Annotated in this window: 22 protein-coding genes; 9 read left to right on the top strand and 13 right to left on the bottom strand. The window is 53.3% G+C overall.

Annotation, left to right across the window (positions count from 1 at the left end):
* Positions 1-134 precede the first annotated feature (134 nt).
* From glyA to PMI41_RS21490, 5 genes are all read right to left on the bottom strand, one after another.
* Positions 135-1,427, bottom strand: a complete 1,293-nt coding sequence (gene glyA, locus PMI41_RS21470; protein WP_008128389.1) for a serine hydroxymethyltransferase — start codon at positions 1,425-1,427, stop codon at positions 135-137.
* 172 nt (positions 1,428-1,599) lie between these two features.
* Positions 1,600-2,880: a L,D-transpeptidase family protein gene (locus PMI41_RS21475; protein ID WP_008128390.1), complete on the bottom strand. Its 1,281-nt coding sequence runs from the start codon at positions 2,878-2,880 to the stop codon at positions 1,600-1,602.
* 371 nt (positions 2,881-3,251) lie between these two features.
* Complete coding sequence (locus tag PMI41_RS21480; protein WP_008128391.1) at positions 3,252-3,767, bottom strand: winged helix DNA-binding protein; 516 nt, start codon at positions 3,765-3,767, stop codon at positions 3,252-3,254.
* Positions 3,768-3,928: 161 nt separating this feature from the next.
* Positions 3,929-4,357, bottom strand: coding sequence for a DUF6163 family protein (locus PMI41_RS21485; protein ID WP_008128392.1), 429 nt, complete (start codon positions 4,355-4,357; stop codon positions 3,929-3,931).
* Positions 4,354-5,409, bottom strand: coding sequence for an enoyl-CoA hydratase/isomerase family protein (locus PMI41_RS21490; RefSeq protein WP_008128393.1), 1,056 nt, complete (start codon positions 5,407-5,409; stop codon positions 4,354-4,356). Before PMI41_RS21490 ends, PMI41_RS21485 begins: the two co-directional genes overlap by 4 nt.
* A gap of 147 nt (positions 5,410-5,556) precedes the next feature.
* On the opposite strand from PMI41_RS21490, the gene hemB reads away from it, so the two are divergent.
* The 5 genes from hemB (at position 5,557) to PMI41_RS21515 (ending at position 9,422) form a co-directional block, all read left to right on the top strand.
* Complete coding sequence (hemB, locus tag PMI41_RS21495; RefSeq protein WP_008128394.1) at positions 5,557-6,594, top strand: porphobilinogen synthase; 1,038 nt, start codon at positions 5,557-5,559, stop codon at positions 6,592-6,594.
* A gap of 68 nt (positions 6,595-6,662) precedes the next feature.
* Positions 6,663-7,133: an RDD family protein gene (locus tag PMI41_RS21500; protein WP_008128395.1), complete on the top strand. Its 471-nt coding sequence runs from the start codon at positions 6,663-6,665 to the stop codon at positions 7,131-7,133.
* Between the two features lie 45 nt (positions 7,134-7,178).
* The gene (locus tag PMI41_RS21505) at positions 7,179-7,595 is read left to right on the top strand and encodes a hypothetical protein (RefSeq protein WP_008128396.1); all 417 of its coding nucleotides are present in this window, start codon (positions 7,179-7,181) and stop codon (positions 7,593-7,595) included.
* Between the two features lie 102 nt (positions 7,596-7,697).
* Positions 7,698-8,447: an arginyltransferase gene (locus PMI41_RS21510; protein ID WP_008128398.1), complete on the top strand. Its 750-nt coding sequence runs from the start codon at positions 7,698-7,700 to the stop codon at positions 8,445-8,447.
* A 75-nt stretch (positions 8,448-8,522) separates the two neighbouring features.
* Positions 8,523-9,422, top strand: a complete 900-nt coding sequence (locus PMI41_RS21515; protein ID WP_008128399.1) for a DMT family transporter — start codon at positions 8,523-8,525, stop codon at positions 9,420-9,422.
* Positions 9,423-9,474: 52 nt separating this feature from the next.
* On the opposite strand, the gene PMI41_RS21520 is transcribed toward PMI41_RS21515, so the two are convergent.
* Positions 9,475-11,790: a DNA topoisomerase IV subunit A gene (locus PMI41_RS21520; RefSeq protein WP_008128400.1), complete on the bottom strand. Its 2,316-nt coding sequence runs from the start codon at positions 11,788-11,790 to the stop codon at positions 9,475-9,477.
* 226 nt (positions 11,791-12,016) lie between these two features.
* On the opposite strand from PMI41_RS21520, the gene PMI41_RS21525 reads away from it, so the two are divergent.
* Positions 12,017-13,216, top strand: coding sequence for a hypothetical protein (locus tag PMI41_RS21525; protein WP_008128401.1), 1,200 nt, complete (start codon positions 12,017-12,019; stop codon positions 13,214-13,216).
* A 77-nt stretch (positions 13,217-13,293) separates the two neighbouring features.
* Here PMI41_RS21525 and aspS read toward each other — a convergent pair whose 3' ends face one another.
* The gene (aspS, locus tag PMI41_RS21530) at positions 13,294-15,084 is read right to left on the bottom strand and encodes an aspartate--tRNA ligase (RefSeq protein WP_008128402.1); all 1,791 of its coding nucleotides are present in this window, start codon (positions 15,082-15,084) and stop codon (positions 13,294-13,296) included.
* 142 nt (positions 15,085-15,226) lie between these two features.
* Here aspS and rnd point away from each other — a divergent pair, with 142 nt between their 5' ends.
* Together rnd and PMI41_RS21540 are read left to right on the top strand one after the other, a co-directional pair.
* Complete coding sequence (gene rnd / locus PMI41_RS21535; protein WP_008128405.1) at positions 15,227-16,387, top strand: ribonuclease D; 1,161 nt, start codon at positions 15,227-15,229, stop codon at positions 16,385-16,387.
* Positions 16,388-16,624: 237 nt separating this feature from the next.
* Entirely contained in the window at positions 16,625-17,545 is a 921-nt protein-coding gene (locus PMI41_RS21540; RefSeq protein WP_040856432.1) for an EamA family transporter, read from the top strand.
* On the opposite strand, the gene PMI41_RS21545 is transcribed toward PMI41_RS21540, so the two are convergent.
* The 3 genes from PMI41_RS21545 to PMI41_RS21560 form a co-directional block, all read right to left on the bottom strand.
* Entirely contained in the window at positions 17,546-18,607 is a 1,062-nt protein-coding gene (locus PMI41_RS21545; RefSeq protein WP_008128409.1) for a serine hydrolase, read from the bottom strand.
* A 645-nt stretch (positions 18,608-19,252) separates the two neighbouring features.
* Complete coding sequence (locus PMI41_RS21555; protein ID WP_008128413.1) at positions 19,253-19,705, bottom strand: DUF4304 domain-containing protein; 453 nt, start codon at positions 19,703-19,705, stop codon at positions 19,253-19,255.
* A 71-nt stretch (positions 19,706-19,776) separates the two neighbouring features.
* Complete coding sequence (locus PMI41_RS21560; RefSeq protein ID WP_008128415.1) at positions 19,777-20,430, bottom strand: TetR/AcrR family transcriptional regulator; 654 nt, start codon at positions 20,428-20,430, stop codon at positions 19,777-19,779.
* Positions 20,431-20,537: 107 nt separating this feature from the next.
* On the opposite strand from PMI41_RS21560, the gene PMI41_RS21565 reads away from it, so the two are divergent.
* Positions 20,538-21,725, top strand: coding sequence for a tetracycline resistance MFS efflux pump (locus PMI41_RS21565; RefSeq protein WP_008128418.1), 1,188 nt, complete (start codon positions 20,538-20,540; stop codon positions 21,723-21,725).
* A gap of 34 nt (positions 21,726-21,759) precedes the next feature.
* Here the strand turns inward: PMI41_RS21565 and PMI41_RS21570 are convergent, their stop codons facing one another.
* From PMI41_RS21570 to PMI41_RS21580, 3 genes are all read right to left on the bottom strand, one after another.
* Positions 21,760-22,119, bottom strand: a complete 360-nt coding sequence (locus PMI41_RS21570) for a VOC family protein (RefSeq protein ID WP_008128419.1) — start codon at positions 22,117-22,119, stop codon at positions 21,760-21,762.
* A 98-nt stretch (positions 22,120-22,217) separates the two neighbouring features.
* Complete coding sequence (gene ppx, locus PMI41_RS21575; protein WP_008128421.1) at positions 22,218-23,729, bottom strand: exopolyphosphatase; 1,512 nt, start codon at positions 23,727-23,729, stop codon at positions 22,218-22,220.
* Positions 23,730-23,787: 58 nt separating this feature from the next.
* Complete coding sequence (locus PMI41_RS21580; protein ID WP_244423993.1) at positions 23,788-25,923, bottom strand: RNA degradosome polyphosphate kinase; 2,136 nt, start codon at positions 25,921-25,923, stop codon at positions 23,788-23,790.
* Positions 25,924-26,084 lie beyond the last annotated feature (161 nt).

The following is a 26,084-nucleotide window of genomic DNA, read 5'->3' on the forward strand; positions in this document are numbered from 1 at the left end:
GGAGATGATTCTGAAATCACCGCAAAGATAGTGTTTTTCGAAGCGAGATTAAAGCGGCGCTATATTCATATTCATAAAGTGCAATCCCCTTCGCCATCCCCGAGATTAAGCCGGAGATGGCGGAGACTGGTTTCTTAGCCCAGATATGGATAAAGCGGGAAGCGGTCAGTCAATGAAATGACTTTCTGCTGGACTGCCTTTTCTACCGCAGCATTGCCTTCGTCGGAGTTGGCAACCTTGAGGCCATCGAGAACTTCCGAGATGAGATTGCCGATTTCAGTGAACTCTGCCGCGCCGAACCCGCGTGTGGTACCGGCTGGCGTTCCAAGACGAACACCAGATGTAACAAATGGCTTTTCCGGATCGAAAGGAATGCCGTTCTTGTTGCAAGTGATGTTCGCACGGCCAAGAGCCTGTTCAGCACGCTTGCCAGTTGCATTTTTCGGACGCAGGTCAACCAGCATCAAATGGTTGTCGGTGCCGCCGGACACAATATCGAGACCGTTCTTCTTCAATGTTGAGGCCAAGGTTTTGGCATTGTCAGCAACGTTCTGCGCATAGACCTTGAAATCCGGCTTGAGTGCTTCGCCAAAGGCAACTGCCTTTGCAGCGATGACGTGCATCAACGGGCCGCCCTGCAGGCCGGGGAATACGGCAGAATTCATCTTCTTGGCGATTTCCTCATCATTTGTAAGGATCATGCCGCCGCGAGGACCACGCAATGATTTATGCGTTGTAGTGGTAACAACGTGTGCGTGCGGTACTGGCGACGGATGGACACCGGCAGCGACAAGACCAGCGATATGGGCCATGTCGACCATGAGATAGGCACCAACGCTGTCAGCAATCTTGCGGAAGCGCTCCCAATCCCAAACACGCGAATAGGCAGTACCGCCGGCGAGGATCAGCTTCGGCTTGGTTTCGTGAGCCTGCTTTTCAATCGCATCCATATCAAGCAGGTGGTCGTCCTGACGCACGCCGTAGGAAACAACTTTGAACCACTTGCCGGACATGTTGACCGGCGAACCATGGGTCAAGTGACCGCCTGAATTGAGGTCAAGACCCATGAATGTATCGCCGGGCTGCAGCAGGGCCAGAAACACGGCCTGATTCATCTGACTGCCGGAATTCGGCTGCACATTGGCAAAGTTGCTTCCAAAAAGCTTTTTGGCGCGCTCAATGGCGAGTTCTTCAGCAATATCAACGAACTGGCAGCCGCCATAATAGCGCTTGCCCGGATAACCTTCGGCATATTTGTTGGTCATGATCGAACCCTGCGCTTCAAGAACAGCGCGCGAGACAATATTTTCCGATGCGATCAACTCGATTTCATGGCGCTGGCGGCCCAGCTCTTTGCGAATGGAACTGAATACTTCCGGATCGATATCTTCGAGCGATGCGTTGAAAAATGTATCTGCATTCGACATGGTGCCTGAACCCTCATTTGCCATCTGGATATTGGTGGGTAGTTGCCGCGCATTATCATACTTAAATAACAGACGCCAATGGCCGAGGGGCGAAAACCAATGGTTTGAAACCGCCATAACAAAAAAGACCGCTAATAAGCGGCCTTTCTCTATTCTCAGTTGAAAAATGTAATCAGGTGTTGGTGCCGATTGATAGAGCGGCCTGACCATCCATCTCGTAAATATCGTCGCGCAGATGGACAACGCCATCGCCTGTCGACCAGGCCGAAACATAGACGAAATGCACTGGCACAGGGTTGCTGACGGCAATCGGGGTGTTGACGCGTGAGGCAATCGTTGCCTCCATCGTCTGACGGTCCCAACCTGGCGTATCCCGCAGCAGCCAGACATTGAGATCACGCACGTTCTGAATACGGACACAACCGGACGAGTCAAAGCGCATCAGCTTGTTGAACAGACCCTGCGAAGGCGTATCATGCATATAAACCGCATAAGGGTTCGCAAAGTTGATCTTGGTCGAGGACATGGCGTTGATCTTGCCCGGGTCCTGACGGAACATCAGCTTGACGGCATCATCCGTTGACCAATCGACGCTCTCTGGCGAAACTTCTTCACGTGTGCGCTCGTCGAACAGGCGAATCTTGTTCTTTTCCAGATAGGTCGGATCTTTGCGCATCAGCGGAATGATATCCTTCTGGATGATCGACTTTGGCGCTGTCCAATATGGATTAAGGATAACCTCGTGGATTTTGGAGTCGAGGATCGGTGTCTGGCGGTCGATCTTGCCGACAATGGCCGTATGACGCTGTGCAACACGGCCAGCTTCAACAGCTTCGATCTGCGCGGCCGGAATGTTGACCATGACATAGCGCGGGCCCTGATCCTCGGACGCAAGCTTGCGGACACGTTCAAGATTTGTCTGCAACTGGCCAAGGCGAACATCTGCCGTCACATTCATGGCCGCGAGCGAATATTGGCCCATGACGCCATCGGCAGGCAGGCCATGGCGCGACTGGAAGCGCTTGACCGCCGCATCGACGTAGGTGTCGAAGGAATTGGAAACACCGGCGCTCTGCGAAAGATCACCAGCAATAATGAGGCGCTTGCGCATCACCGAAACTGCAGGATCGACAACACCGAGCTGCATTTTCACATTGCCAGGAACGCTCGGCCAGCCACCATTGCCAACGATCTGGCTATAAGTGTTGATGGCGTTTTCGATGAATGAAACCGTTTCAGTGCTTGCAATAGGCTGGAAGCTTGCAACCTTGCCGCGATTTGTGGAGCGCGCATCAAACTGGTCATCCCAGTTGCCGCGCTTGGGGGCGGAAAGGATATCGCCGATATCGGATTGTTGAGCGAAAGCCGACGATGCGAATGCCGCCATGCCCGCTGTTGCGACACCGGTCAAAAATGCGCGGCGGTCCAGCGCTGACGATCCGAATTTTTTCATGTTCTTGTCCAACCTGTTGGAAGCTCTTTAGTCAAGCTGCTCACAGCAATGCGCAGAAGCAGATATGGTTTCCAAAAATATCAGGAACATCCTTAATAAACATCAACTTTTCGCGGATTATAGCGCGATTGTGATGATTACGCGATACGCGCCCTTTGACGCGTAACAGATATTGCACTGACATGAAGTATTGGATCGTGCAGTTGCATTCCATTATGGCGGATTGATGACTTGGCGACACTGCCTCGTTTTACATGAGAGACAATTCGAATTAAGGCCAAGGTCAAATAGTCTCCGCGCTGTCTGTTAAACAGACAAAGCCCGCCTTTGCTCCGCGCAAAGCCGGGCTTTTGTTATTGTACTACCGCAAATTACATGCGGTAGGCGATGCTGTCGTTCCAGAAGCGGTCAAGACGCTGCAAGGCCTTGTTCATAGATTGGAATTCTTCTGCCTTGATGCCACCAACGTGTTCGATGGATGCAACATGGCGCTCATAAAGACCGGCAACGAGTTCTGCCACTTCCGAACCTTTCTCAGTCAGGCTTACGCGGACCGAACGGCGGTCGGTACGTGAACGCTCGTGAGAGATGAAACCAAGTTCGACGAGTTTCTTCAGATTGTAGGAAACATTCGAGCCGAGATAATAGCCGCGGCTGCGAAGTTCACCAGCCGTCAATTCCGCATTGCCGATGTTGAAAAGAAGCAATGCCTGAATGGCGTTGATGTCACTGCGACCATTACGGTCGAATTCGTCCTTGACCACATCAAGTAACCGGCGGTGCAACCGCTCGACCAACTGAAGTGCTTCAAGATATAGTGTGCGCAATGCTGTATCATTTATTGTAGAATTCGAGCTTGCGCCAGACTTTCTCTGTACGTTGTTCATAATACCTGCCTCACTGTTGTTTCGGTGTATTTTTCTCACCGTTGAGCAGACACTATCGAATACGCATAAAATTCGACTTAAAACATAGACTTAACAGTATCTTACCAGCACTGAATCAATTTCTAACTTAACGAAGACTTACCGACGGACAATAATGGGGTTCAGCGTACCGGCATCGCCTGCTGGCGTTTCTGCAAGAAAAGCACAATCCGGAAAGCGATATAGAGCAGCGCTACACAGCCATGAATGATTGCAATCTGTGGCCGGTAAAAGAAGAACTCCGAGAGCACTGTGAACATCAGGGTTTCACCGAGTGCGGCAACAAACCAGATGACCGGTCCCCAGGAAACCATCATCCAAAGGCCGGTCGACGCGACCGGATAGAGCATTGCCAACGAAACTGAAGCTACCTTCCATTGCCAAGGCATAAGATCAAAGCGCCAAAGCAAGCCTTCATAATAGCCGCTGATCTGCGCCCAATAGCCCACTCCGGCGACAAGCGCATAAATAGCCACAAGCCGGAGGAACCAGACAAAGCCGGTTTGGGCCATTGTCGGATCGAACGGCAGATGGGTGGGCTTGTCATTCATGTCAGTTGCAATTCCCGCTCACCCAATGATGCAAAATAGGCATCTATCATGTCTGGCGTTATATCTTCGATTTTTGCGGGACTCCACACGGGAGAATTGTCCTTGTCCACAAGAAGTGCCCGCACGCCTTCGTAAAAATCATGATTCTCAAGCATGCGAGAGAGAATGCGGTATTCCATCTGCATGCATTGATCCATATCGAGATCACGCCCCTCCTCTATCTGCCGGAAGCTCACATGAAGACTTGTGGGCGAGCGGGTCTTGATAAGGTCGAGCAATTTTTGCGCCTCTTCGCTGCCATTGACGCCTGCAGCCTTTAGCCTGATCAGACAGCCTCCCAACGTCGGCGAGTCGAACAGCACGCTGATCATATCTCGCATTGCCTCGGAGGTCTCGAAATCCGGATTGACGGTTTTGCCCTTGAGCGCCTTTTCCGGATCACCTGACCTTATCAGGCTGCGTTTGAGCTTTTCCTTGTCTTCCGCCTTGATCGCATGAGTAGCAATGCCGCTTTGCAGGCAATCGCCCTGTTTTATCCTGTTGCCCGTCAAAGCCAGATAGGTGCCGAAATGTTCAGGCAAATGCGGCAGGAATGCACTGCCGCCGACATCCGGGAAGAAACCGATGCCGACTTCCGGCATTGCGAAAGTGACATTTTCTGTGACGATCCGGTGCGAGCCATGCACGGAGATACCGACACCACCTCCCATTACAATCCCGTCAATCAGCGAAATATAGGGCTTGGGATAATGCCTTATATAGGCGTTGAGACGGTATTCATCGGCAAAGAAATCATAAAGCGGCGTACCTGAGCGACCAGCATGATAGACGGCAAGAATATCTCCGCCCGCACAAAAGGCACGCCCCTCACCTTCGACAATGACGCAATGGACCCCATCATCCGTAGCCCAAGCAATAAGCGCTTTATGCAGCGCGGTAACCATCACTCGCGTTAGCGCATTGAGCGCTTTCGGACGCGTCAATCGAACTAGGCCAGCCTTACCGCGCCGTTCGAATGCGATCTCGCCCATCCCGCCAAAATCGATTTCCATGCATTTCTCCGTTATCTTCGAGCAGGTTAGGAAAATACGACAGGCCGCGTCAATGGCTGGGCAATTCGTCCAATAGCCAGAAGCAATTTTGGGGTTATGCAAAAGTGATGATCCTGTTAAAACTCTTCTAAACAGCAGGCAGGTACCATGAACAAGCATCCCGCATTCCAGAGGCACGCGCCAAGGACCATTGACGAAATTACGCAAAGCCGCCGCTTGCGCCGCATGCGCAAGGCAGATTGGTCGCGCCGCCTCGTTCAGGAAAATCAGCTGACTGTCAATGATCTGATCTGGCCGATATTCCTGTGTGAAGGCGAGAACAGGCGCGAAGATATTGCCGCCATGCCGGGTGTCCAACGCTTTTCCGTCGATATGGCAGTGCGAGAGGCAGAAAGAGCAGCCAAGCTTGGTATTCCTGCCATTGCCACATTCGCCAACATTGCTGCTGAACTGCGTGACGAAGCGGGTTCTGGCATTCTCGACCCGGACAATCTGATTAATCGTGCGACGCGCGCAATCAAAGATGCGGTGCCGGAAATCGGCATGATTACCGATGTGGCGCTTGATCCTTTCACCAGCCATGGCCATGACGGTATTTTGCGCGACGGTATTATTGTCAATGACGAGACAGTGGCCCAGATCACCCAAGGCGCTGTGCTGCAAGCGGCAGCTGGTGCCGACATCATTGCGCCGTCAGATATGATGGATGGGCGCATTGGTGCCATACGCGATGCGCTGGATCGGAACGGGTTTCAGGATGTGGCCATTATGGCCTACGCGACCAAATTCGCTTCGGCATTTTATGGCCCCTACCGCGAGGCTATCGGCACATCCGGCAGGCTCAAAGGTGACAAGAAGACCTATTATATCGATCCAGCAAACACGGATGAAGCCGTACGCGAAGCCGAACAGGATCTTGCCGAAGGCGCGGATTCGCTGATGGTCAAACCTGGCCTGCCCTATCTTGATATCATTCACCGGCTGAAGGAAACTTTCGCGGTTCCAACTTTCGCCTATCAGGTTTCCGGCGAATATACGATGATCAAAGCCGCCGGTGCCAATGGCTGGATCGACGAAGATCGCGTCATGATGGAGACGCTTCTCGCGTTCAAGCGTGCCGGTTGCGATGGCATTCTTACTTATTTTGCACCCTTGGTTGCAGAACGATTGAAGGCTGGCGCTTGAATTTATCTTCTTGAATTCCCAATTTCAGGGCAATGGCCATATGGTCATCACTTGAAACAGGAAATGAAATGAACGCGAAAACCCTTGATGGCGAAATAATTACGGATCGTCTCGAAGATTGGCGCTTGTATCAGGGCGTACGCACCAGCCGCGTGTTCGCCTTTCTGATTGACTATGCGATCGTGTTCCTGCTGTGCATTCCGGTAGCGATTCTGGTCTTTATCCTTGGCGTGGCTACTCTGGGATTGGGCTGGATGCTTTACGGCATCATGTTCCCTGCTGTTGCCCTGCTCTATGTTTACAGCACGCTTGGCGGGCCGCGACAGGCAACGAAAGGCATGCAAATGATGGGCCTCAAGCTGGAACGCCTGAATGGCGAAAAGATCGATGGCCTGCTCGCAGTCGTTCACACCGTACTTTTCTGGGGCCTCAATGTTGTGCTGACCCCATTCATCCTGCTTGCAACCTTCTTTCTGGATCGCAAGCGCACCTTGCATGACCTCCTGCTTGGAACAGTTGTCGTCAGGGCATACAACTAAACTTCCAAAGGCTCCCATCCGGGAGCCTTTCTTCTTGGCATTGAAATGATGAACAGATTCAAACTTGCTGCTGCGGCAATCGCCCTGCTCGCCCTATCGGGCCATGCTGTTTACGCGGCTTCACCTGCTGGTAAATTCTGTGGCGAAGTTATTTCCTATGGCGATTATCAGGATATCCAGACCAATCTGAGCGTTGATCGCGACGGGAAGATTGTGGGTTCCTACAAGATTGATGGGCCGGCAGGTCGCACCGATGGCAATATTGTGGAGAAAGACAAGAAAAGCCCGACAGACCGCACGTTGATCTGGACCGACAAAGATGGCACGGGGCTGGTATCGCTGCATTTCAGCGATGACTATCAGGATTTCAAAGCTGCGTGGGGCGGCTCAAACAATGGGCGCTTTGACCCGCCGATCCATTCATGGAGCGGCACTCGCTGCCCGCCGACACCAACGCCCTGATACGACACACGCGACATTCACTCTGCGATGCAATATAATTGAATTGACGTTTTAGGCGGTCATACGATTCTATAGCTGTTACAGAGTATCGCAGGAACATGGATGACCCATCAACCGCAGCAATCACCGCAGTTCTTTTTGACAGCGCCATCGCCATGTCCCTATCTTGAGGGACAGCTTGAACGCAAGGTGTTTACCCACCTTGTAGGCGGACGCGCCAACGAACTGAATGATCTGCTGACCCAAGGCGGTTTTCGTCGCTCGCAGAATATTGCCTACCGCCCAGCCTGCGAAAACTGCCGGGCTTGCGTGTCAGTGCGCATTCTTGCAGGTGAATTTACTCAGGACAAATCCATGCGCCGCGTGTGGAACCGCAATCGCGATCTGATCGGCAATATTCATCACGCCGAGCCATCCACCGAACAGTATTCGCTGTTCAGGCACTATCTTGATGCGCGCCACAACAAGGGCGGTATGTCGGAAATGACCGTGCTCGACTATGCCATGATGGTTGAAGACACGCACGTACCCACGCAGATCATCGAATATCGCCGCCGCGGCCCTGATAGTTTCATCACGCAGAAGGGTGAAGGAGAACTGATCGCCGTTGCACTGACCGATGTGATGGGCGACGGGCTGTCGATGGTCTACTCATTCTTCAACCCCAACCATGCGAGCCGTTCACTGGGCACTTTCATGATTCTCGACCACATCCAGAGGGCTGCCGCCGCGGGCTTGCCGCATGTCTATCTCGGCTATTGGGTCGAGGGATCTCGAAAGATGCAGTATAAAATCCGCTATCAGCCGCAGGAACACCTCGGCATGAAAGGCTGGGAACGCCGTTCACCCTGAACGGCTCTGGACGTTGATATCCATCCCCGCTAGATCACGCGGCATAACACCAAATAATCTCGGAAAATCCGCCGCATGTCCCAGTTACATCACGACCATCGCAAAGGTCTGCTTATCACCGGCATTGGAGGGCTGGTACTTTCCGCTGATATTCCGCTGCTACGGCTCGGACAAGGCGAAACATGGTCAACATTGTTGTTGCGCAGTTCGACCACCCTGCTTTGCGCTCTGATCATCTGGGTTATTTGGAACCTGATCACCGGAAAACGCCGCACGTTGCTTCCCGGCAAGACCGGGTTTCTAGTTGCAGCGCTTTACGGCATGGCTTCAATCGCTTTCATGACCGCTGTCTACAATACGAAAACAGCCAATCTGGTTTTCATTCTTGCCTTCAACACCGTTTTTGCCGCGCTGCTTTCCTGGGTATTCCTGAAAGAAAGGCCCAAAGCGGTTACGTTCATCGCCATGTTCCTGATGCTGATCGGCGTCGGCATTATTGTGCGGGAGGGATTATCGTCGGGGCATGTATTTGGCGATCTTATGGGGCTGCTTTCGACCTTTATTCTGGCTTCGGCAATAACGGTCACACGCGCATCCGGCAAGGATATGAGCTTTGCTGCCATGATGGGGACAGCGGTTCCCATGACTGTTGCGGCATTCATGGTATCGCAGAACGGTTTCCATGTTGCCGTACCCGGCTGGATCATCTTCAATGGCGCGGTAGTGACGACAATCGCCTTCATCTGTCTTGCAACCGGACCAAGATTTCTATCGGGACCGGAAGTGGCGATGTTCTATCTGCTTGAGACGGTGCTGACGCCTATCTGGGTATGGCTGGTGTTTTCCGAACGTCCGACTGACGCCACGCTCGTAGGTGGCATCATCATCATTTCGGCTTTGATCGGCCACTCACTCTGGCAAATGTATCATTCGCGCAGACGTGCCCGGACGACGATAATCCGTCATCCGATCTAGCGCTTTTCCTGTTTGAGTAGTGCAGCTCCATTCAAACTGGAAAGCTCAAACGCTACGAGAACTTGCCGGAACGCGGGAAGCCTTTCGGCACCATGCGGCCAGCGGTTGCACGGGGACCCACCCATTCCAGCAATTCAAGCTTTCCACGCGTGAAGCTGCGGCCCGAGGCGTCCTGCCATGTAAGCCCCTGCTCCATCGTGAAGATGCGAATATCCGAAACGCCGCCATCCTTGTATCGCTGCAGACGCACACCCTTGCCGCGTCCAAGCTCGGGTACATCGGCCAGCGGAAACACGAGCAGTTTGCGGTTCTCACCCACAATCGCAACGCTGTCACCGACAACCGGAACACAGTGACGTGCTTCATCCGGTGATTTGACGTTCATTACCTGTTTGCCCTTGCGGGTATTCGCAATGACGTCCGCTTCCGGAACGATGAAACCATTGCCCACATGCGATGACAGGAACAGCTTGCGCTCGGGATTGTGCACGAAGGCCGTCACAATATCCTGATCGTTTTCCATGTCGACGATGATGCGGATCGGTTCGCCATGGCCGCGTCCGCCTGGAAGGCTGTTCGCACCAATGGTGTAGAACTTGCCGCCCGTGGTCAAAACGAGAATGCGATCAGTCGTCTCGGCATGGAAAGCCAGTTTCAGCTTGTCGCCTTCCTTGAACGTCAGGGTGGCAAAATCTGCCAGATGCCCCTTCATCGCCCGCAGCCAACCCTTTTCCGACACGACAACCGTCACCGGCTCGCGCTCGATCATTGCGTGGTGGATATCTGTCAGATCATGCGTCGGTGCATCGGCAAAGGTTGTACGGCGTTTGCCGACAAGCGTATCTGGGCCGTACTTTTTCTGCATTTCCGATATTTGCCACGAGATCGTCTGCCATTGCTTCGGCTCTGATCCCAGCAGTTCCTCAATCTGCTTCTTTTCGGCGCTCAAGCCATCAAATTCCTTGCGGATTTCGAACTCTTCAAGCTTGCGCAAGGAACGCAGGCGCATATTCAAAATGGCTTCGGCCTGATTATCAGTCAACTCAAAGCGCCGGATCATCTCCTGCTTCGGTTCATCTTCCTCACGAATGATGCGGATGACTTCATCAATATTCAGGTAGGCAATCAACATGCCGCCGAGGATTTCCAGACGGCGCTCTATTTCGCCCAGACGATGCCGTGAGCGGCGGATAAGCACTTCCTTGCGGTGCTCAAGCCATTGCTTCAGCACCTCACGCAGGGACAACACATTGGGCACTTTGCCGTGTGAAAGAACGTTCATGTTCAATGGAAAGCGTGTTTCCAGTTCGCTGAGCTTAAACAGCGATTCCATGAGAATGTCTGGATTGACGCTGCGGCTCTTCGGCTCAAGCACAAGGCGGACGTCTTCTGTCGATTCATCACGTACGTCGTCCAACAGCGGAAGCTTCTTGGCGATCAGGAGTTCAGCGATCTTTTCAATCAGACGTGATTTTTGCACCTGATATGGAATTTCGCCAATAACGATATTCCATGTACCTCGGCCCAAATCCTCTGTTGCCCAGCGCGCGCGCAGTCGGAAACCGCCGCGCCCGGTCTTGTAGGCTTCGACAATCGCGTCCCAGCTTTCGACAAGGATACCGCCTGTCGGGAAATCAGGTCCACGCACCTTGCATTTCAGCAGGGCCTTGGGATCGGTTTTGCTTTCCGCTTCAATTACCGCCCACTCTTCCGGCGGCGTCATCAACTCTTCAACAGTTGCATCAGGATGCTTGATCAGATGCAACGCCGCGGCGCACAGCTCCGAAACATTATGCGGTGGAATGGAGGTTGCCATGCCGACCGCGATGCCGGATGAACCATTGGCAAGCAGGTTCGGGAAAGCACCCGGAAGAACGATCGGTTCCTCGTCTTCCTCATTATAGGTCGGACGGAAGTCGACAGCATCTTCGGTAATGCCTTCCAGCAGCAGCATGGCGACATCAGTCATGCGCGCTTCGGTGTAACGCATGGCGGCGGGGTTATCGCCATCAATATTGCCGAAGTTGCCCTGTCCGTCGACAACCGGGTAGCGAACGGCAAAGTCCTGACTCAAACGCACAAGTGCGTCGTAGATCGACTGATCGCCGTGGGGATGGAACTTACCCATGACCTCGCCGACGATGCGGGCGCATTTTGCATAGGACTGGTCGGGCGAAAGACGCAGCAAACGCATGGCATGCATGATGCGGCGATGAACAGGTTTCAACCCATCCCGCACATCCGGCAAGGCACGGTGCATGATCGTTGACAGAGCATAGGCAAGATAGCGCTCTTCAAGCGCTGCCTTCAGGTCAACCGGTTCGACATTATCATCGCCATCGTCTGGCGGAATCAGGCTTTTTCCCATTTGAATGGACTATCAAGACACGGATTCTCGGGCAAGCGATGATTCGCCCATATCACAGGCTGATCAGCGCATATGCAGTGGGAAACTGAACAAAGCTTGCCTTCGCACGCCAAATCTGACTTTGTAGCGCCCGAATTGTAAATATTGCCGCTTGGCTCATGGCTGTCACAGTTTTGCCGTGCATCATGCAATAGGTACGATCATTGATATCAACAAGGAACTGATTATGCGTTCAACCTACCCCGTAAAATCCGGCTTGCGCCTTCTGGCTGCAACCTCGGCTCTCGTCGTCGTATTTGCCGGTTCAGCCTTTGCTGTTGATGGAAACGCTGTCGCTGCACGCTTGAAGGCAGTCTATGCCGAACAGGGCGGCGTCATTGAATACAGCAATGTTGAAACCAATGGCTCGACGATCATCCTGAAGGAAACGAAAGTTTCAACCGCTGGCGTCAAGGAAACATTCACTGCCGGCGACGTTACGCTTTCGGATGTCAGCGACGTTTCGGGCGGCGGCTTCAAGATCGGCTCCATGACCATCCCGGATATCAGCTTCGCTCCTGAAGGTGATGACAAGGGCAAGGTAACCGTCGAAGGAATCGCTGTAGAAGGCATCACGCTTCCTGCGGAAGGCGCGACGGAACCTCTGGCGAAAATCTTGCAGTATGAAAAAGCTGAAGTGAAGCACATTGGCGTCAATGCCAAAGGCAAGGACGTATTCTTGGCCGATGGCATCACGGCAACCATTTCGCCACTTACAGAAACCTCTCCTGTCGCGTTCACAACGAATGTTGAAAGCTTCAAGGCTGATCTGTCAGATGTGGAAGATCCCAAAACCAAGGAAGCATTGACCGCTCTCGGCTATCAGACACTTTCGGGCAAGATCGATGTAAACGGCACGTGGAATGTTCCTGATGGCCGCCTCAACATTGAGAAACTGGACTTTGTTACCAACGATGCCGGAACACTTGGTATCAAGCTTGATCTCTCGGGTTATACTCTCGATTTCATCAAAGGTCTTCAGGAAGCCACCAAGAACATGGAAGGCAAGCCTGACGATGCACAGGGCATGGCAATGCTTGGCCTGATGCAGCAGTTGAGCTTTACCGGCGCATCAATCCGCTTTGAAGATGACTCAGTCACTTACAAGGCACTCGACTATGTTGCCAAGCAGCAGGGTGCCAAGCGCGAAGACCTGATCAACCAAGCCAAGGCAATCGTTCCAATGGCCGCAGCGCAGTTGGGTGATGCAGAATTTGCCCAGACGCTCGGTACGGCGGTCAGCGCTTATCTTGACGACCCAAAGACCATCGAAATCAAGGCAGCGCCTCCGAAGTCAGTTCCATTTGCAATTATCGCTGCAGGTGGCATGGCCGATCCAAAGACACTGCTCAAGACACTTGGCGTGACTGTCGTCGCAAACCAGTAAGTATTGATCAATGCAACGAAAAAGCCCGGCAGCGATGCCGGGCTTTTTGTTTATCCAGAGTCGGTTAGAGAAGGTTTTTAAACCTCTTTCTTCACCGGATTGAGGCGGATGTTCAGATCACGAAGCTGGGCAGGTGAAACATCTGAAGGCGCATTCATCAGCAAGTCATTGGCTTGCTGATTCATCGGGAACATGGTGATTTCACGCAGGTTCTTTGCGCCGACGAGCAGCATGACAATACGGTCAACACCAGCTGCCATACCGCCATGGGGCGGTGCGCCGTACTGGAATGCGCGGTAGAGACCACCGAAGCGCTCTTCCACAGTTTCACGCGAATGACCAACCGCTTCAAATGCCCTGACCATTGTATCTGGCAGATGATTGCGGATGCCGCCGGAAGCAATTTCGAAACCGTTGCAAACCGTATCGTACTGGAATGCCTTGATTGTCAGCGGATCCTGATTTTCCAGCGCATCCATGCCACCCTGAGGCATGGAGAACGGGTTGTGAGCGAAGTCAATCTTCTTCTCATCTTCGAGCCACTCGAAGAACGGGAAATCAACAATCCAGCAGAGCGCGAACTGATCGCGATCAACAAGGTTCAATTCCTCACCAGCGCGAGTGCGGGCGGCGCCTGCAAAGGACACAAATTTCTTTGGATCGCCAGCTACGAAGAACGCCGCATCGCCATCATCAAGACCCAGTTGAACACGCAAAGCTTCTGTGCGTTCAGGTCCAATGTTCTTGGCAAGCGGACCAGCACCTTCAAGGTTTTCGCCTTCCTTGCGCCAGAAGATATAACCAAGGCCAGGCTGCCCCTCGCCCTGTGCCCAGGAATTCATGCGGTCACAGAATGCACGCGAGCCACCGGTCTTTGCCGGGATGGCCCATACTTCGACTTTGGGATCATTGGCGATCATGTTGGCGAAGACTTTGAAGCCCGAACCAGCGAAATGTTCGGTTACCGCCTGCATTTCGATAGGGTTGCGCAAGTCAGGCTTATCGGAGCCATATTTGCGCATAGCATCATCATAGGCGATGCGCGGAAATTGCTGCGTCACGCGCTTGCCTTCAGCAAATTCTTCGAAAACGCCGCGTATAACAGGTTCCATAGTGGAGAAAACGTCTTCCTGTTCGACGAAGCTCATTTCCACGTCGAGCTGATAGAACTCGCCCGGAAGGCGGTCAACGCGCGGATCTTCATCGCGGAAACAGGGCGCGATCTGGAAATAGCGGTCGAAACCGGACATCATGATCAGCTGTTTGTACTGCTGCGGAGCCTGCGGCAAAGCATAGAATTTGCCGGGATGAATACGGCTCGGCACGAGAAAGTCACGCGCACCTTCCGGCGATGAAGCCGTCAGAATCGGTGTCGAGAATTCAGTGAAATTGTTTTCGCTCATACGGCGGCGCATCGCCGCAATGATTTTCGTGCGCTGCATGATGTTCTTGTGCAGTGTATCGCGGCGCAGGTCGAGGAAGCGGTACTTGAGGCGAATATCTTCCGGATAATCGAGTTCGCCAAACACAGGCAAAGGCAGTTCCTTCGCAGCCGAGAGAACTTCGATCTCGCGCGCAAAAACCTCAACCTCACCTGTCGGCATGTTGGCGTTTACCGTGTCTTCCGTACGCGCCTTCACTTCGCCATCAACGCGGATAACCCATTCGCCGCGCACGGTTTCTGCCATTTTGAAGGCTGGTGAATCCGGATTGGCAACGATCTGCGTCAGACCGTAATGGTCGCGAATATCGATGAAAAGAATTCCACCGTGGTCGCGGACACGGTGGACCCAACCCGAAAGACGAACTGAAGAACCAACGTCTGATTTACGCAAGGCGGCGCAGGTATGGCTGCGGTAACGGTGCATGATATGTGCCTCTGATTAAATATGGCGAAAAGCTCGGGGAAAAAGCCCCCGACACGCCAAAGAATTTGGGCGGACAAGCGCATTTTGGAGTTGATTTGTCAAGAACCGAGACAAACCCATTCTCATTCGCTATAGAAAAATCATGACCATGATTACAACTACAGATCAGCTTGAACAGGCTGTTGCCGCCCTTTCCCAATCAGACTTCGTGACTGTCGATACGGAATTTATCCGTGAGACCACGTTCTGGCCGGAACTTTGCGTTATCCAATTGGCATCGCCAGATCATACGGCGATTGTTGATGCGCTGGCGCCGGGCCTTGATCTTGCTGCGTTTTTTAAGCTGATGGCCGATGAAACGATCGTGAAAGTGTTTCATGCTGCCCGTCAGGACATCGAAATCATCTTCCATCTTGGCAATCTGATCCCGCATCCGGTGTTCGATACACAGGTTGCAGCAATGGTTTGCGGCTTCGGCGATGCCATCGCCTATGATCAGTTGGTGCAACGTGTGGTTGGGGCGCAGATCGATAAATCTTCACGGTTTACGGATTGGCGCAGGCGGCCGCTTTCCGAAAAGCAACTCGACTATGCTTTGGCTGATGTGACGCATCTGCGTGATATTTATCTGCATCTCAAGAAGAGCCTGGAAGCGGAAGGCCGCACTGAATGGGTTCTGGACGAGATGAAAATTCTCACCGCTCGCGAGACCTATGACATGCACCCGGACGATGCCTGGAAGCGCCTGAAGATGCGTTTGCGCAAGCCTGTCGAACTTGCAGTCTTGCGCAGTGTCGCCGCTTGGCGGGAGCGGGAGGCACGGGAACGCAATGTTCCACGCGGCCGGGTCATCAAGGACGACGCCATATATGAGATTGCCCAACAACAGCCGCGCGATGCGGAAGCAATGTCACGTTTGCGAACGATTCCAAAGGGTTGGGAGCGCTCCAGCATGGCTACTGGCCTGCTTAATGCTGTTAATCTAGCGCTTGATCTGCCAAAGGAAGAGATGCCCCGCCTGCCGAAGCAGACTGCTTCACCAGAGGGTGCGGGAGCAGCTTCAGAGCTTTTGAAAGTGCTTTTGCGGCTTGTTACCGAGGAACATGGGGTAGCGGCAAAGGTAGTTGCAACCTCCGACGAGATCGACCGGATTGCCTCGGAAGGCGATGTCGACGACATTCCGGCACTGCAAGGCTGGCGTCGCGAAGTCTTCGGAGAGAAAGCGCTGCAGCTGATTAATGGCGAACTGTGCCTGAAATTCGAAAACAAGAAAATCACCGCAGTGGCTGTTCGGGCCGCATAGACAATCTCAACTGGCAGCAACTATTTTGCAGCTCAGGGTTACAAAAATGCTCGAAGAATCGCCGGTTTTGCTCCCACAACTGGCCATTCTTCTGCAAAGCTCGTGCAAGTCTCAGAATGATTGATCAATATCAGACAAGTGATCCATAAATTTTGATAGTTTGACCGTCATCGAAACATCGGGCAGGAATTCAGGGCATTGATCATACAAATGATCAATGCTTTGAAAGTGAAAAACATGACTGCCTCCCCCAACGCCACCCCCCTTCTTGCCAAAGAAGTTGCACTTCTTGCCCTCCTTGCAACTCTATGGGGTGCTTCGTATACGTTCATCAGAATCGGCGTGGAGACGATCCCACCAATCACCTTCATCGCTGCACGAACATTGATTGCTGGTGGCGTGCTTCTCGCCATCATAAAAATGCGCGGTCTTTCATTGCCAAAAAATCCGGCCATCTGGAAACGCTTTTTCGTTCAAGCCTGCATAAACAGTGTCATCCCTTTTACACTCATTGCCTGGGCTGAGCAGTCGGTAAATGCCGGACTGGCAACAATCCTGAACTCGACGACGCCAATATTCGTCTTTCTCCTGACGGTCCTGATAACGCGGCATGAGGTGGTAACTCCGCGCAAGCTCTTCGGTACCCTCGCAGGTGTGATGGGAATCAGCCTGATCATCGGCATGGAGGCTTTTGAGGGCGTTGGTAATGAACTGCTGGCGCAAGTGGCAATTGTGGCTGCAACCTTCTCCTATGCTGTGGCCGCGATATTCGGGCGAAGCTTCAAAGGCCTTAATCCGATGATACCAGCGGCCGGTTCAATGATCTGCGGAGCAATAATACTTATCCCCGTTAGCCTGATCGTTGATCACCCATGGACGATTACGCCATCGTCCGATTCGATCCTGGCACTGATTGGTCTTTCAGTTTTCTCGACTGCCCTCGCCTTTACCATTTACTTCCGGCTCATTCATACGGTCGGCTCTATCAGCACTGCTTCACAGGCCTATCTGCGTGTTCCGATTGGCGTTGGCATCGGGGTGATATTCCTCGGTGAAACGTTGGCCAGCACTGCATGGCTTGGATTGATTTTTGTCGTGATGGGCGTTGCGGCCATGACTTTCCCGTCACGAAGGAAGATTGCGCCTGCTGCCGGATGATTAGCCGATTGCAGCTTCCGCCGCAGGCACAATCTGAGTGGCAAGGAGGTTGTGCAACTGGCGCACATAGCCGGAACGACCGGAAGGCGCTGCGGTATTGGAGGTCATCACCGCAACCACGGCAGCGTGCGGCACCACGTAGATCATCTGGCCGCCATAACCCCAGGCGTAATAAAACGGCTTGCCATCCGGCGTATAGGAAATGAACCAGCCAAGACCATAGCTATCTCCAGTAAATGGCGAACTGGTTCTTGGCTTCCATGATTCCGCTATCCATGCGGCGGGCACAATCTGCCTATTGCCGCTGCGCCCCTCATCCAGAAACATCTTGCCGAAAGTCAGCATGGCACGCGGCGATAGCTCCATATCATTACCGCCAAAATAGATGCCTTGCGGATCACGCGGCCAAGCCGGTACGTTGATACCTAAAGGCTCACCGAGCCATTCGCGGGCATTCTCTAATGTCGATCGCCCGGTCTTACGGGTAAGCATCGCAGATATGAGGTGGGAATTGCCGGTCGAGTAAAGCATACGCCCACCCGGCTCATCGACAAAATCACGGGCAAGCGCGTAGCGCACCCAATCGGAACTCTCCACCCATCGCCCGTAATTGGGACCGGACGTGCGGTCGAGACCAGCCTGCATGGAAAGCAGATTGCCAAGCGTAACCTGTGCCAGCCGGGGGTCGCGCTCTTGCGGCAGTTTGTTCGACAGGATCGGCGCGACAAGCTCACCGAGACCGGAAAATACCTTGCGGTCAATGGCGATACCGGCAAGCGTAGCAATGATGGTCTTCGATACGGATTTGACATTGACGGGGCGGTCGGCAGCAGGACCATGGAAGCGATGCTCGATCTGCGTCTTGCCGCCTGCATATACGATCATGGTTTGAAGTGCAGGAAATGCCGACGCCTGATCAATGATACGGCTTATGGCGACACCGTCCAGAGGCTTGATGCTTTGTGGCGCTTGCGCATGGGATCGTGATGGCGCCAGCAAACAGGCACCCCCTGCCATGGAACCCAGAATGAAAGTCCGCCGATCAACGATCTGATTTGCCATCCGGCGACATTGGCGATAGTCGCACCAACCGGCAAGACAAATGCTCTCACATGCGTGTGAAGAGCTGAAACGGACAGCTGCGAAACCGGCAGGATTGCGATGGGGTGGCAGCCATTGTTATATTCATGCCGCTTCGTTTGGCGGAGACATAATGGGAGATCAACCTGCGCCCCGAAGTTTGAGAAATACCTTCGAGAATCCCAAAAATGAACTGGATAGACTGGCTATCGGTGAATTGGTATTTCTAGAGGAAATGGGTGTGATCAAGCATGAACTCAGCGATCGGGAGAGACCAATGGTTTACACGTCCTCTGTATCTCGCAAATGTCTCGCTGCTTCCTGCCAGTTCGACTGGTCGGTCAGTTCCCATGATATCAAGAGAGATAACCAATCGGATGTTCAAATGTCGTGGACTGACAGACGATTCGCAAAGCTTCGATATGGCAATTTTCATGAATAAATTTGACTGCGAAATTCCACTGGGGGCAACCTTCTGCGGTCTGGTCGGAACGTTGGAATTCGAGTTGGCACCTGGAATGATCTTCCGGGCAGGCGACATAAATGCATTTTGCGAGATAGAAATTCTGCGAGCAATTTAATCTTGATACTGTAGGGGTATTCTCTAACGTAAGGCGTATTTGTCGCCTAACTGGTGAACTTGCCAAGTGCAAGCGCCACAAATGCCCGGTCAAGTGAACCGTCATGCAGAGAGCGTTTGATTTTCTGCATTCCGTCAAGCTTCATCAGAAACGGCACAGAGTATTCACTCACCACACGACGGATCACGGCAGTTCTGCCTTCATCGCCAATTGACAGGTTCTCTAAGTCCAGCACTAATTTTAGTTCATCACTGAGTTGCGGGTACGCACTGTCCAAACGAAGACGTAGAGGACACTTGTATTCCTTCGGCGTTGGGTAACCGATTGTTTCTACTTCGATAGGCGCAGATGCCAGATTAATGTAGAATTGGTGCCCGTATGCAGATTTTTGTAGATCCAACACAAGCACACCTCGTGCCGTCTTGAAATACCAAGTTGTTTGCCTCTTCTTGAATCCGCAATTTGAAAGTTCATCATCAATAATTGCTACGAGTTCCATTTTATTCAAAGCAACCTCACGGGGGTGTGCCAACCAATATTGTTATACTCGTTGATGTCCAGGTCATCGTTTCAAACGTAAGGCGTGCCCGCTAAAGCTGCCTTCAGGCCAACAGTGCCCTTATCGACAATGCCTAGAAACATCGCTTCCGCTGCTTTCGTATCTTCGCTTTGCCGGAAAGTGCGATGCGCTTCAATAAACGCCACGCTCCACGTGGCCATGAGCAAATTTGCAGCAAGATTGGCGTCAGGATCAACAGCGTCGCGCCCCGCACATTCACAAAGCGCTGCGGCAACCAGCTGCGCAAGTTCATCACGTATTGCTCTGGCACGGGCTTTGAGGGTTTCACTGCCTTCAATCGTCCTGATAAATCCTTGGCTTCGCACTGAAAATTCTACGTATGGGCGCTGCTCTGCCACGAGCTGGTGGGCTAGAAGGCGTAAAGTCTCCATTGGCGCGACACCTGGATCACGCTGCCGCAAGGCATCCCGCAGCGTCTCGCGCCCTTCCTCATCGCGGTCAAAGAACATGTCTTCCTTACGAGGGAAGTAGTTGAACACTGTCATACGGCCAACATCCGCCGCAGCCGCTATGTCATCCACTGTCACATTATCAAAACCGCGTTCCAGAAAGAGCCGATCAGCAACTTGAGAGATAGCGCGCCGCGTGGCGACGCGTTTGCGCGAACGCAGGTCGGAGGGAATCGAGTTTGGAGATTTGGTCATACGGTCCGAATAGCATATTTTTATACCGAGTACATATTTATATTGACATATCGGGCTCCCAGAGACATTTATGTACTCAGTATAAATCTAAACTCGGTATACACACTATGAACAGAGCTCTTATCATTATCTTTGCAACGGTCGGTCTCGACGCCGTTGGCATCGGACTTATCTTCCCTATTCTGGCTCGTCTTATCGAGGAGGTTACGCATGCGGGCAATGTTGCGCACTACATCGGCATCATGACCGCGCTCTATGCCCTGATGCAGTTTGTCTTTGCCCCGGTGCTGGGCGCACTCAGTGACAGGCTTGGCCGCCGTCCCGTGCTCCTGATCTCCATGGCGGGTGCCGCCATCAATTATCTGATCCTGGCTTTTGCACCTCACCTATGGATGCTGTTGATAGGCCGTGCTATCGCCGGCCTGACCAGTGCCAACATCTCCGTTGCCACAGCCTACATTACTGATATCTCCGCTGAAGACACACGTGCTCGCCGCTTTGGGCTTTTCAACGCGATGTTCGGTATCGGCTTCATCATCGGGCCTGTTCTTGGCGGCGTTTTCGGGGATTACTGGATAAGACTGCCATTTATTGCTGCTGCATTGCTCAACGGGGGTAATTTTTTGATGGCGCTGTTCGTCCTGCCGGAGTCACGCACACCCACCCGCGAAAAGATCGATCTTGCTGCGCTCAATCCGCTGCGCCCGTTTCGTTCAATATTGTCAATGCAAGGGCTGCTGCCGATTATCATCGTCTTCTTCATTTTCAGCGGCGTTGGCGAAGTATATGGCACCTGCTGGGCATTATGGGGCCACGATGCTTTCGGCTGGAATGGCCTGTGGATCGGGCTTTCGCTCGGCACCTATGGCGCATGTCAGGCGCTTGCCCAAGCATTTCTGCCGGGGCCTGCCGTGAAACTGCTCGGTGAGCGTGCAACCATACTGACCGGTGTTGCGGGTACAGGGCTGGCTCTCATCATTCTCGCCTTTGCCACACAACCATGGGTAGTCTTTGCCATCATGCCGGTGTTCGTGCTCGGCGGTATTGGCGTTCCTTCGCTCCAGTCACTTGCCACACGCATGGTGGACGAGGACAAGCAAGGTCAGTTCCAAGGTGTACTGGCCTCAGCAATCAGCCTTGCATCGATCATCGCTCCGCTTGGCTTTTCCACTTTCTACTTTGTCGTGCAGAAGCAATGGCCGGGTGCGATTTGGCTATCCGCCCTTATTGTCTACGCGATCACCGTGCCGCTGGTGCTTGGTCTGCATATTCCCAAGCTGAAAATGGCTCATTGAGTGCAGTCACCCAAAATCAACAGGCTGGACAGGTTCAACTCTTTCGGAAAGCACGACTGGAGACTGAAATTGAGTTTTTGCAAGGATCTTTCGCATTTGCAAACGCGTATCCATCCGCTTGATGAATAGTTCCGAATTCCAGCCCGTTTTTCGCACTAAGAGCACAAAAAGCCGCGATATCCTCCACATCAAAAACAAGCTTGACTATCGACTGGCCGCCGCGCTGCCCTTTGGCTGCCTGATGGATCATCAAACTGGCGCCGCCATCCCTGCTGGACAACTCAACAATCCTGTCGCCCGTTCGTCTGGACGCTTCAAAACCAAAATGCTTTTCGTAGAACTGAACGGTTTCTTCGATGTCCTGTGCGTAAAGCACTATTCTGTTTATCGGCAATGTCGCGCTTTCTCTGAAATGCCCCGCATTCCTCAAGATAGCCAGCCGATAGCCTTCTTGCCATGCTCATTTTGCATGCGGCCAAAGTAGCGTGTTGATTACTTGCCAACTTCCATTTTCAGCGTTTTGCCGGTCAGCTTTGCCAATTGCTGCAAGCGTCCCTCGGTGACATCACCAATCAGATCGGCTTTGGACTTGTCCACGACAAGGCTGATGCCTTCAGGGGTCTTTTTCCACGACAGGTTGGGAACTACTCCAGACATCGATGCCGAAAACGGATAGGTAATCCGCATGATGGCGGCAAGCAGGCGCGAGAACTCCAAAAGGCGTGGGCTGGCAATGGCCGCAAGATCAGGGTCCGGCACGCTGTTGGCAACGCCTTCATGGCGGAAGAAATTGGCAAGAGCGATGTAGGCGCGGCCCGGATGATCAATGCCGATAAAATTGGCATTTGAGATCATGTTGAGCGCCTGACTGCCCCGATAATCCGGGTGGGCACGCCAGCTGATATCCGCAATCAGGCAGGCCGCACGGCGATAACGTTTTTCGTCATCGGTTTCGTCATAGCCGAGTGCAGCGAAAGCCTCGCCGCTCCAATCGGCAAGTTCACGCGCATAGGCGGGCGAACGGGCGCGCAAGGTCGCCAATTCTTCCGAGGCCGAAATGAGCGGGTCACTCAATTGCTCGCCATCCGGGAGAAGCGAGTAGAGGAAACCTTCACGCACGCCGAGCGCAGAGAACACGACCTTGGACGGCTTCATGATCCTGATGGTCTCAAGCAGCGCTATGGCGCCGTATGACAGGAGCGCACGGCGGTTTTTCGAGACATCCTCGATGCCACGCATGTTATCGACATCGCCGACCGCGACACGCTTGAGGAAACGCTGGGCTTCCTCAAAGGGGATTTCGTAATGATGCATAACATGCAGCGGATAATGCTCCGCGCTCATATGCAGTTTGGCAAGGTTTCGCCACGTTCCACCAACAGCGTAAAAGGCCCTGCCCTTGCCATTGGCAAGCAGCTTGGCGGTGCCGAGCGTTTTCTGGGCAATGTCCAGTGCCTCGGTCAGATCGCCCTCTGACATATCCTGCAGCCGCAACCCACCGAGCGGCAGCGTAATGCCATCACCGATCTTGCGGCCTTTGACATCCACAAGTTCAAGACTGCCGCCGCCAAGATCGCCTGCAATGCCATCCGGATCATGGAAACCGGAAATGATACCCAGCGCTGAATAATAGGCCTCTTCGCGGCCCGACAGAACCTTGATGGGTTCCTTCAGGATGGCTTCGGCCTCTTTGATGAACTGCGAGCCGTTTTCTGCTTCACGCGCGGCGGCGGTGGCAAGCACATCAAGCGAAACTGCACCGGCCTGCTCTGCCAGGGCCCGGAACCGGCGCAAAGCGCGCAAGGCGCTCTGTACAGCTTTAGCGTTGAGTTTCTTGGTTTTTACCAGTCCCTTTCCGAGGCCGCACAATATCTTTTCGTTGAAAAGCACCGTGGGCGAACGGGTGACGCCTTCGTAAACCACCAGACGCACGGAGTTGGAGCCAATGTCGATGACAGCGGCTGGCCTGCGTCCCTGCACACGTCCCTGTGCTGCCGATATCATACAGTCTGGGTTCCTGGACCACTATATCGGCAGTAACTCGGGAGAGTCGCAATCAAGTTCATTTTTCTTTCGCCGCTTTCCGCTTGCGATGGGCAATCAATCGAGGCGCCGAGGACTTCAACGACTTGCCACGGCCGGAAAGGCTGGGATTCGTCATGAAGTATTCCTGCGCATTAAAAGCATCCTCCCCATCGGCAGGAGCGATCCGCCGCGAGGTTCCATCTGCAAGTAGCTCATAACTCTGCTGGTTGTCGAGAAGGTTCGCCAGCATAATCTGTGAAAGAACCTGTTGATGCACAGTTGGATTCGTTATTGGCACCAAAGTTTCCACCCGTCGGTCGAGATTGCGGGTCATCATATCGGCTGAGCCGAAATAAATCAGAGCATTTTCAGAGGGCATAGGCGTGCCGTTACCGAAGCAGAAAATGCGGCCATGTTCGAGGAAACGCCCGACGATGGACTTTGCCCTGATATTCTCGGAAAGCCCCGGCACCTGCGGACGCAGGCAGCAAATGCCGCGCACGACAAGATCAATCTCCACACCGGCGCGACTGGCTTCATAGAGCGCATCGATAATCTTTGCATCGACGAGCGCATTCATCTTCATCCAGATCGAAGCAGGACGACCAGCCTTGGCGTGAGCGATTTCTTCGGCGATGTGCTGGAGAATGCGTGGGCGCAGGGTAATCGGCGACACGGCAATCCGCATCTCGCCGGAAGGCGGCGTATAGCCGGTAATGTAGTTGAAGATTTGCGCCACATCGCGGCCGATTGCCGGTTCGCAGGTGAAAAAGGACAGATCAGTATAAATCTTGGCGGTGATCGGATGATAGTTGCCAGTCCCCAGATGCACATAGCTGCGCAGCTTGCTTTCCTCACGGCGCACGACAAGCGACATCTTCGCATGGGTTTTCAGTTCGATGAAACCGAATACCACCTGCACACCGGCGCGCTCAAGATCGCGCGACCAGCGGATATTGGCTTCTTCGTCAAAGCGGGCTTTCAGCTCAATCAGGGCAGTCACGGATTTGCCGGCGTCGGCAGCATCGATGAGCGCACGAACGATAGGGCTGTCGTTTGAGGTGCGGTACAAAGTCTGCTTGATCGCGACCACGTCCGGATCGGCCGCGGCCTGACGCAGGAACTGCACGACCACATCAAACGATTCGTAAGGGTGGTGAACGACAATATCCTTCTCGCGGATAGCGGCGAAGCAATCACCGCCATGCTCGCGCACACGTTCCGGGAAACGCGGATTGTAGGGCACGAATTTCAAATCCGGACGCGGAATGCCCACGATTTCAGAAATCATGTTGAGCGCCAGCAGCCCGCCAAGCACGCTGATGCGGTTATCCGGTACGCCAAGCTCCGTGGCGACGAAGCTGCGCAGTGTTTCCGGCATTTCATCGTCAAACTCGATGCGGATCACCTGACCGCGACGGCGGCGCTTCAGGGCGCTTTCAAACAGACGGACCAAGTCTTCCGCCTCTTCTTCCACTTCAATATCACTGTCGCGGATGATGCGGAATGTACCGGCACCCTTTACCTCATAACCGGGAAACAGCCGCCCGGTGAAAAGGCTGATCGCATCTTCCAGCGAAAGAAACCGATAGCGGCCAGTATCATCAGGTATCTGGATGAAACGCTTGAGCGCCTGCGGCAGGCGCAGCAAAGCCGTCATCGGGCGATTGTCCGTACTGCGGTTAAGCAGCATGGCGATGGTGAAGCCGAGATTAGGGATAAACGGAAAAGGATGCGCCGGATCAATGGCAAGCGGCGTCAGCACCGGATAGATGGTTTCAAGGAAATGATCTTCCAGCCATTCCTGTTCAGCCTTCGTCAGGCGGTCAGGACGGACAATCTCGATATTCTCCTTGATCAGTTCCTCGCGCAAAGCACCAAGACGCAACTGCTGTGCCGCCTGAAGTTTGCCGACTTCCTCAAGAACAAACTCCAACTGTTCCTGTGGTGTGCGTCCGTCATCGCTGCGGCTGGAGACATTTTCGCGCACCTGCCCGGCAAGACCGGCGATGCGGACCATGAAGAACTCGTCCAGATTGGCGGCGGAAATCGACAGGAAGCGCAGGCGCTCCAGCAATGGCTGGTGCTTGTTCTGGGCTTCTTCGAGCACACGCCTGTTGAATTGCAGCCATGAGAACTCGCGATTGACAAAGCGATCAACGCTGGTGTGCATATCCGGCAGAGAGACGTTCTCGACGGGCTGCGGAATGGCGGGCGATTGGTCGTTCATCAATATTCTCCAGCTAATAATTCATCCATCAAATACGGACTTATGCGCGCACCATAGAGAAGTCTTTTGACAGTTTGATAGCAATCGTCTTGAAATCGTAATCA

It is taken from the genome of Phyllobacterium sp. YR531 (assembly GCF_000282595.1).
In the GTDB taxonomy this organism is placed as follows: Bacteria; Pseudomonadota; Alphaproteobacteria; order Rhizobiales; family Rhizobiaceae; genus Phyllobacterium.

What these genes read in the sequence shown, in the direction of transcription:
- glyA (WP_008128389.1), bottom strand. Translation starts at nt 1,427, where the DNA reads ATGTCGAATGCAGATACATTTTTCAACGCATCGCTCGAAGATATCGAT.
- PMI41_RS21475 (WP_008128390.1), bottom strand. Translation starts at nt 2,880, where the DNA reads ATGAAAAAATTCGGATCGTCAGCGCTGGACCGCCGCGCATTTTTGACC.
- PMI41_RS21480 (WP_008128391.1), bottom strand. Translation starts at nt 3,767, where the DNA reads ATGAACAACGTACAGAGAAAGTCTGGCGCAAGCTCGAATTCTACAATA.
- PMI41_RS21485 (WP_008128392.1), bottom strand. Translation starts at nt 4,357, where the DNA reads ATGAATGACAAGCCCACCCATCTGCCGTTCGATCCGACAATGGCCCAA.
- PMI41_RS21490 (WP_008128393.1), bottom strand. Translation starts at nt 5,409, where the DNA reads ATGGAAATCGATTTTGGCGGGATGGGCGAGATCGCATTCGAACGGCGC.
- hemB (WP_008128394.1), top strand. Translation starts at nt 5,557, where the DNA reads ATGAACAAGCATCCCGCATTCCAGAGGCACGCGCCAAGGACCATTGAC.
- PMI41_RS21500 (WP_008128395.1), top strand. Translation starts at nt 6,663, where the DNA reads ATGAACGCGAAAACCCTTGATGGCGAAATAATTACGGATCGTCTCGAA.
- PMI41_RS21505 (WP_008128396.1), top strand. Translation starts at nt 7,179, where the DNA reads ATGATGAACAGATTCAAACTTGCTGCTGCGGCAATCGCCCTGCTCGCC.
- PMI41_RS21510 (WP_008128398.1), top strand. Translation starts at nt 7,698, where the DNA reads ATGACCCATCAACCGCAGCAATCACCGCAGTTCTTTTTGACAGCGCCA.
- PMI41_RS21515 (WP_008128399.1), top strand. Translation starts at nt 8,523, where the DNA reads ATGTCCCAGTTACATCACGACCATCGCAAAGGTCTGCTTATCACCGGC.
- PMI41_RS21520 (WP_008128400.1), bottom strand. Translation starts at nt 11,790, where the DNA reads ATGGGAAAAAGCCTGATTCCGCCAGACGATGGCGATGATAATGTCGAA.
- PMI41_RS21525 (WP_008128401.1), top strand. Translation starts at nt 12,017, where the DNA reads ATGCGTTCAACCTACCCCGTAAAATCCGGCTTGCGCCTTCTGGCTGCA.
- aspS (WP_008128402.1), bottom strand. Translation starts at nt 15,084, where the DNA reads ATGCACCGTTACCGCAGCCATACCTGCGCCGCCTTGCGTAAATCAGAC.
- rnd (WP_008128405.1), top strand. Translation starts at nt 15,227, where the DNA reads ATGACCATGATTACAACTACAGATCAGCTTGAACAGGCTGTTGCCGCC.
- PMI41_RS21540 (WP_040856432.1), top strand. Translation starts at nt 16,625, where the DNA reads ATGACTGCCTCCCCCAACGCCACCCCCCTTCTTGCCAAAGAAGTTGCA.
- PMI41_RS21545 (WP_008128409.1), bottom strand. Translation starts at nt 18,607, where the DNA reads ATGGCAAATCAGATCGTTGATCGGCGGACTTTCATTCTGGGTTCCATG.
- PMI41_RS21555 (WP_008128413.1), bottom strand. Translation starts at nt 19,705, where the DNA reads ATGGAACTCGTAGCAATTATTGATGATGAACTTTCAAATTGCGGATTC.
- PMI41_RS21560 (WP_008128415.1), bottom strand. Translation starts at nt 20,430, where the DNA reads ATGACCAAATCTCCAAACTCGATTCCCTCCGACCTGCGTTCGCGCAAA.
- PMI41_RS21565 (WP_008128418.1), top strand. Translation starts at nt 20,538, where the DNA reads ATGAACAGAGCTCTTATCATTATCTTTGCAACGGTCGGTCTCGACGCC.
- ppx (WP_008128421.1), bottom strand. Translation starts at nt 23,729, where the DNA reads ATGATATCGGCAGCACAGGGACGTGTGCAGGGACGCAGGCCAGCCGCT.
- PMI41_RS21580 (WP_244423993.1), bottom strand. Translation starts at nt 25,923, where the DNA reads ATGCACACCAGCGTTGATCGCTTTGTCAATCGCGAGTTCTCATGGCTG.